Source organism: Protofrankia sp. Cr1 (genome assembly GCF_963555865.1).
Lineage (GTDB): Bacteria > Actinomycetota > Actinomycetes > Frankiales > Frankiaceae > Protofrankia.
The window spans coordinates 1-5,400 of record NZ_CAUVXO010000271.1 but is presented as its reverse complement, the minus strand read 5'-3'; the positions used below and the strand labels follow the sequence as shown (position 1 = coordinate 5,400).

Genomic DNA, 5,400 nt, shown 5'->3' with positions numbered 1-5,400 from the left:
GAATGTCACGATACGCGCCCGCCCCGGTCGTGCGGTCAACCATCCAGCGGGAGTACCCGAGGTAGCATAAGGAGTATGAGCGAGCCTACCCAGAAGTACTCGATCACAATGCCCCGGGACGTCGCCGAGGCGGCCCGCGCCCGCGGCGGTCCCTCGGGCCTGTCCGCATACGTCGCCGCGGCCGTCGCGCGCCAGATCGAACGCGACAACCTCAACGACCTGATCGCGGTCGCGGAGGCCGAACACGGACCGATCACCGATGAGGAGATTCAGGCCAGGCGCGACACCCTGCTACGCGTCCGCGAGCAGCAGGGCATCGCCGGCTCGAGCGCGGCATGATCCGCGAGCCCGTAGTGCCGGGCGGCACCCTGGTTTTGGACAGTGAAGGACTCGCCAAAGCGGTACAGCGCGACCGTGAGGTCACCGCCTGGCTCGCACTCGCCCGCGCCGACGACATGCGTGTGATCACCAGTGCGGCGACGTTGGTCGAGGTGGTGCACCCGCGCATCAGGCGTCCGGCGCTGGAATGGACCCTGTCCCGCATCGTCGTCGAGCCCGTCACCGAGGACATTGCCCGCCATGCGGCGGCTCTCCTGGGCGATGCGGGTCTGCATGGTCACAAACACGCGATCAACGCCATGCTCTGCGCCACCGCGCTCGCCGTCCCCGGCCGCGTCACCGTCCTCACGTCGGACCCTGACGATCTCATGGCGCTCTGCGGTAGGCGGGTTACTCTCATCAAGATCTGAAGTGCCAGGGGTCTGACGTCGCGTTGTCTACCGGATGTTCGTCCGAAGGCGTGTCTTTGCGTTCGGCCGGTCGGCCGTAGCCAGCTGCTACGCTTGTCGCATGGTGGCGTCAGTGCCGTCCCGTGAGTTGCGCAATGACACGCGTGGCTTGTTGCGACGGGTCGAGGCCGGTGAGGAGCTGCTCATCACCGTTGACGGTCGGCCTGTCGCCCGGCTCGCCGCCGTGGGCCGCCGTCCCCGGTTCATCAGCCGCGAGGAGTTCGTGCGCCGGTTCCTGTCCCGACAGGCCGATCCCGAACTCCGGGCCGACCTCGACGAGCTGGCCGCGGACACCACGGACGATCTGCCGCCGCTGTGACCGCGGCCGGGCTCGCCGACACCTCGGTCTTCATCGCGCGGGAGTCCGGGCGGGAACTGCGTGTGGACGCGCTGCCCGACGCTCTCGCCGTCTCCATCATCACCGTCGCCGAACTGCGGGCGGGGGTGCTGGCCGCTCGGAATCTGGCTGCGCGTGACCGGAGGCTCACCACGCTGCAGGAGGCGTTGGACCTTGATCCGGTGCCGATCGACGATGGTGTGGCCCAGGCGTGGGCGCGCCTGCGGGTTGCGTTGCGTGACTCCGGACGGCGGATGACGGTGAACGACACGTGGATCGCCGCCACCGCGCTCGCCCTCGACGTTCCGGTGGTCAGTCAGGATGATGACTACGCGGACGTGCCGGGCCTGAGCGTGATCCGCGTCTGACGATCGCTGCGGGAGACCAGGCCGATCCCGTCGTCACCGGCGTTCGTCGCCGGCCGTTCGAGGGAAGGCCAGAGGCGCAAGCGAACGTCAGGTCAACCGCGCCCGGGGCGGGACGGGGGGTAGGGGTAGCGGTGTGTCTTCCGAGAGCCGCCGGACGGTCGGGTCGTAGCCGTCCAGCTCGCCGGGCTCGAAGCGGACGTTCCCGATCACCCACCAGAAAGAGCCGTCCGGTTCACCGACGAGCTTGTACGAACCGTCCGGACGTAGGAGCGCCCACCCGTCCCGAACGCCGATCAAAGTCGCGATCGAGCGGCCGGTGGCGGTGTCCCACAGCCGGACCGTGGCATCGTCCGACCCGGATGCGATCATGGTGCCGTCGGGGGAAAATTCCACCGACCGCACCGTGCTGGTGTGGCCGGTGAGGGTGCGCAGTTCGGCGCCGGTGGTGGTGTTCGACAGCCGGACCGTGCGATCGCTCGATCCGGAGGCGATCATGGTGCCGTCCGGGGAGAATGCCACCGACCACACCGGGCTGGTGTGACCAGGCAGGATGCGAATCTGTTGGCCGGTGGCGGTGTTCCAGAGCCGGACCGTGCGATCGTCTCCCCCGGAGGCGATCATGGTGCCGTCCGGGGAGAACCCCACCGACCACACCGGGCTGGTGTGACCAGGCAGGATGCGAATCTGTTGGCCGGTGGCGGTGTTCCAGAGCCTGACCGTGTGGTCGTCTGATCCGGAAGCGATCATGGTGCCGTCCGGGGAGAACCGCACCGACCACACCCGGTCGGTGTGGCCGGTCATCTCCGCGATCTGCTGGTTGGTGGCGGTGCCCCACAGTCGGACCTTGTGATCACTCGACCCGGAGGCGATCATGGTGCCGTCCGGGGAGAACCGCACCGACCACACCCGGCTGGCTTGGCCGGGCAGGGTCCGGATCTGGTGGCCGGTGGCGGTGTCCCACAGTCGGATCTTGCCGTCGTCTCCCCCGGATGTGATCATGGCGCCGTCCGGGGAGAATGCCATCGACCACACCCGTTTGGTGGGGGCGATCATAAGCGCGGTCTGGTGGCCGGTGGTGGTGTCACAGAGCCGGACCGCGCGATCGCCCGACCCGGTGGTGAGCATGGTGCCGTTCGGGGAGAATCCCACCGACCACACCCGGTCGGTGTGGCCGGTCAGGGTGCGGATCTGTTGGTTGGTGGTGGTGTCCCACAGTCGGACCGTGTGGTCCTCCGACGCAGAGGCGATCATGGTGCTGTCCGGGGAGAATGCCACCGACCACACCGGGCTGGTGTGACCGGTCAGGGTGCGGATCTGTTGGCCGGTAGCGGTGTTCCACAGTCGGACCATGTGGTCGTCCGATCCGGAGACAATCATGGTGCCATCCGGGGAGAACCCCACCGCCCGTACCGGTTTAGTGCCCCCCGTCGGGCTGGGGCGGCCGGTCAGGGCGCGTAGGAGCTGGCCGGTGGCGGTGTCCCACAGCCGGACCTTGCCGTCGTCTGATCCAGAGGCGATCATGGTGCTGTCCGGGGAGAATGCCACCGACCACACCGGGCTGCCGATGCCGATCAGGGTGCGCAGCTCCCCGCCGGTGGCGGTGTCCCACAGCCGGACTGTGCGGTCGTCTCCTCCGGAGGCGATCGTAGTGCCGTCCGGGGAGAACGCCACCGACCACACCGGGCTGCCGATGTCGGTCAGGGTGCGCAGCTGCGCACCGGTGGCGGTGTCCCACAGCCGGACCCTGCCGTCGTTTGATCCGGAGGCGATCATGGTGCCGTCCGGGGAGAATGCCACCGACCGCACCCGGCCGGTGTGACCGGTCAGGGTGCGGACCTGTTGGCCGGTGGCGGTGTCCCACAGTCGGATCTTGTGATCGCTCGACCCGGAGACGATCATGGTGCCGTCCGGGGAAAATCCCACTGACCGCACCCGGCCGGTGTGACCGGTCAGGGTGCGGATCTGTTGGCCGGTGGCGGTGTCCCACAGCCGGACTGTGCGGTCGTCCCCTCCAGATGCGATCATGGTGCCATCCGGGGAGAACGCCACCGCATTCTCTGGCGAGGCGGGTGACCGCAGCATCGCCTGCGCGGGATCCCGCCCGGCGACCGCTGCCGCAGCCAACTCGGGCGCGTCTCGGGCGGCGCCGAGCCGCCCACCGAGAACGGCCGCCCGTGACCACCGGCTTTCCGTCAGGACCGCGCCGGTCAGGTCCGTGTCGATGAAGCGGGCACCGCGAAGGTCCGCCCCGGTCAGATCCGCTCCGGTGAGTTCGGTGCTGGTCACCCTCGCCTGCTTCATCGACGCGCCGGCCAGGTCGAGCCCGGGCAGCGTCCCGCCGATGATCTGGATGCCGTCGAGGGCGGCCTTGCGGGCCATTACCCGCTCCGCGCTGACGTCGCGAACCGTCGCTCCGGTCAGTTTCGCTCCGGTCAGGTCCGCGCTGTCGAGCGCGGTCCCCGCCAGGGAGGCCCCGGTGAGGATGGCGCCGCGTAGGTCGGCGCCGCGCAGGTCGGCGTGGTCGAGGCGGGCGTCGGTGAGGTTCGCCCGGCGCAGGTCGGCATCGCGCAGGTCCCGACCGGCGAGATCGTGGCCGGCGAGATCGGTACCGGCGAACTTCGCCCCGGTCCGTAGCGGGATGTTCAGCCGCCGTGCGACTACCAGCGCGTTCGCCTTTGCCACCGCGGGCGCGTTCGGATCGTCGACGGTGTTCTGGGCCCAGCGGGCCGCCTCGGTCCTGTCGGCCAGATCGGCGAAGAAGTCGGCCATCAGCTCCGACATCTCCCGTGCCGCGAGCAGATCATCGGCATGGCCGGTCTGCGCTGTGAGTCGGCGGGCGATGTCGGCCGCGACCAGATACTCCATCACCGACCGGTGGATGAAGGAGAACCTCCCGTCGGCATCGCGGCGCAGTGCCGTACCCGAACCGAGCAGCAGGGCGGTCTCGGCCGGGGTAAGACCCCGGGGGTCGCGCATCGACTGGAGCACCCCGGCGGCGATCTCGGTCAGCCTGGCCAGGTCGATGAAGGCGGCACCGTCGCGCCACAGCGTCACGGCGAGCTCGGTGACGGCGGCGTTCCGTTCCTCGACCGTCATCTCCGGTGACCGGTCGCACTCGTAGACCAGCCACTGACCGAGGAGTTCCCGGTACAGGTCCGCCGCGGTGACCGAGCCGCCGGACTGGCGCGCTTGGCGCAGCCGGTCCTCCTCCAGATCGGCGATGAACGACAGCAGCCGCGGGTTACGTGCCAGGTCGGGGAGGTCCCGCACGTGCTGGATCAGGTCCAGCCGGGCTGTCGCCCGTTGTTCCGCTTCTACGCGGCGGGCATCGGTGTCGGGGAATGCCGTCGACAGTGCCCGTGTGAAGCGGCCGACGAGGAAGTCATCGATCTGTTCGGGGGTGAACTCCGCCAGCCGGACGATGAACCGGCCAAGCGTCCGCTCGACCCTTTCGCCGGTCACCGTCAGCACGTCGTCGTCGGTGAGGAAGAACTCGGCCCGGCTTGTCACGACGATTTTTGCCCGGCTGGTGGCCGCCGCCCGGCTGTCGGGGTCGGCCCGGTTGTCGAGGGCGGCCAGCAGGGTGCCGAGGTGCGCGACTGCGCGCTGGTAGGTGACGCGGGTGGCGAGTTCGTCGAAACCATCGAAGATCAGTACGAGGCGGCCCTGGGCGAGCATGTAGCGGAAGGCGTCGAGGTCTGGCCGGCGGACCTGGGAGTCCACCAGATGCTGGGCGATGAGCCGGTCGAGCTCGATGGATTTCTCCAGCTGCCGCAGCTCGATCAGCATCGGGTCCACATGTGGCAGGTGGCGAGGTAACGCCAGGGCGAGTTCATGCGCGAGAAAGGTCTTGCCGTGGCCGGAGTCGCCGAGCACGAGGATGAACCGGGCTTCGTCGGTGGTGAGC

The 5,400-nt window shown here is 69.1% G+C and carries 5 protein-coding genes; 4 read left to right on the top strand and 1 reads right to left on the bottom strand.

Annotation, left to right across the window (positions count from 1 at the left end):
- Positions 1 to 75 precede the first annotated feature (75 nt).
- The 4 genes from U9980_RS18685 to U9980_RS18670 all read left to right on the top strand — a co-directional run bounded on the left by U9980_RS18685 (position 76) and on the right by U9980_RS18670 (position 1,493).
- Complete coding sequence (locus U9980_RS18685) at positions 76 to 339, top strand: hypothetical protein (protein ID WP_322769095.1); 264 nt, start codon at positions 76 to 78, stop codon at positions 337 to 339.
- A complete protein-coding gene (locus tag U9980_RS18680) occupies positions 336 to 749 on the top strand; it encodes a hypothetical protein (RefSeq protein ID WP_322769094.1) in 414 nt (137 codons plus the stop codon). The genes U9980_RS18685 and U9980_RS18680 overlap by 4 nt, the downstream gene beginning before the upstream one ends.
- Positions 750 to 861: 112 nt before the next feature.
- Positions 862 to 1,107, top strand: a complete 246-nt coding sequence (locus U9980_RS18675; protein WP_322769093.1) for a type II toxin-antitoxin system prevent-host-death family antitoxin — start codon at positions 862 to 864, stop codon at positions 1,105 to 1,107.
- Positions 1,104 to 1,493: a type II toxin-antitoxin system VapC family toxin gene (locus U9980_RS18670; protein WP_322769092.1), complete on the top strand. Its 390-nt coding sequence runs from the start codon at positions 1,104 to 1,106 to the stop codon at positions 1,491 to 1,493. Before U9980_RS18675 ends, U9980_RS18670 begins: the two co-directional genes overlap by 4 nt.
- Before the next feature lie 87 nt (positions 1,494 to 1,580).
- On the opposite strand, the gene U9980_RS18665 is transcribed toward U9980_RS18670, so the two are convergent.
- A partial coding sequence (locus tag U9980_RS18665) for a pentapeptide repeat-containing protein (RefSeq protein WP_322769091.1) occupies positions 1,581 to 5,400 on the bottom strand: 3,820 nt, incomplete at its 5' end.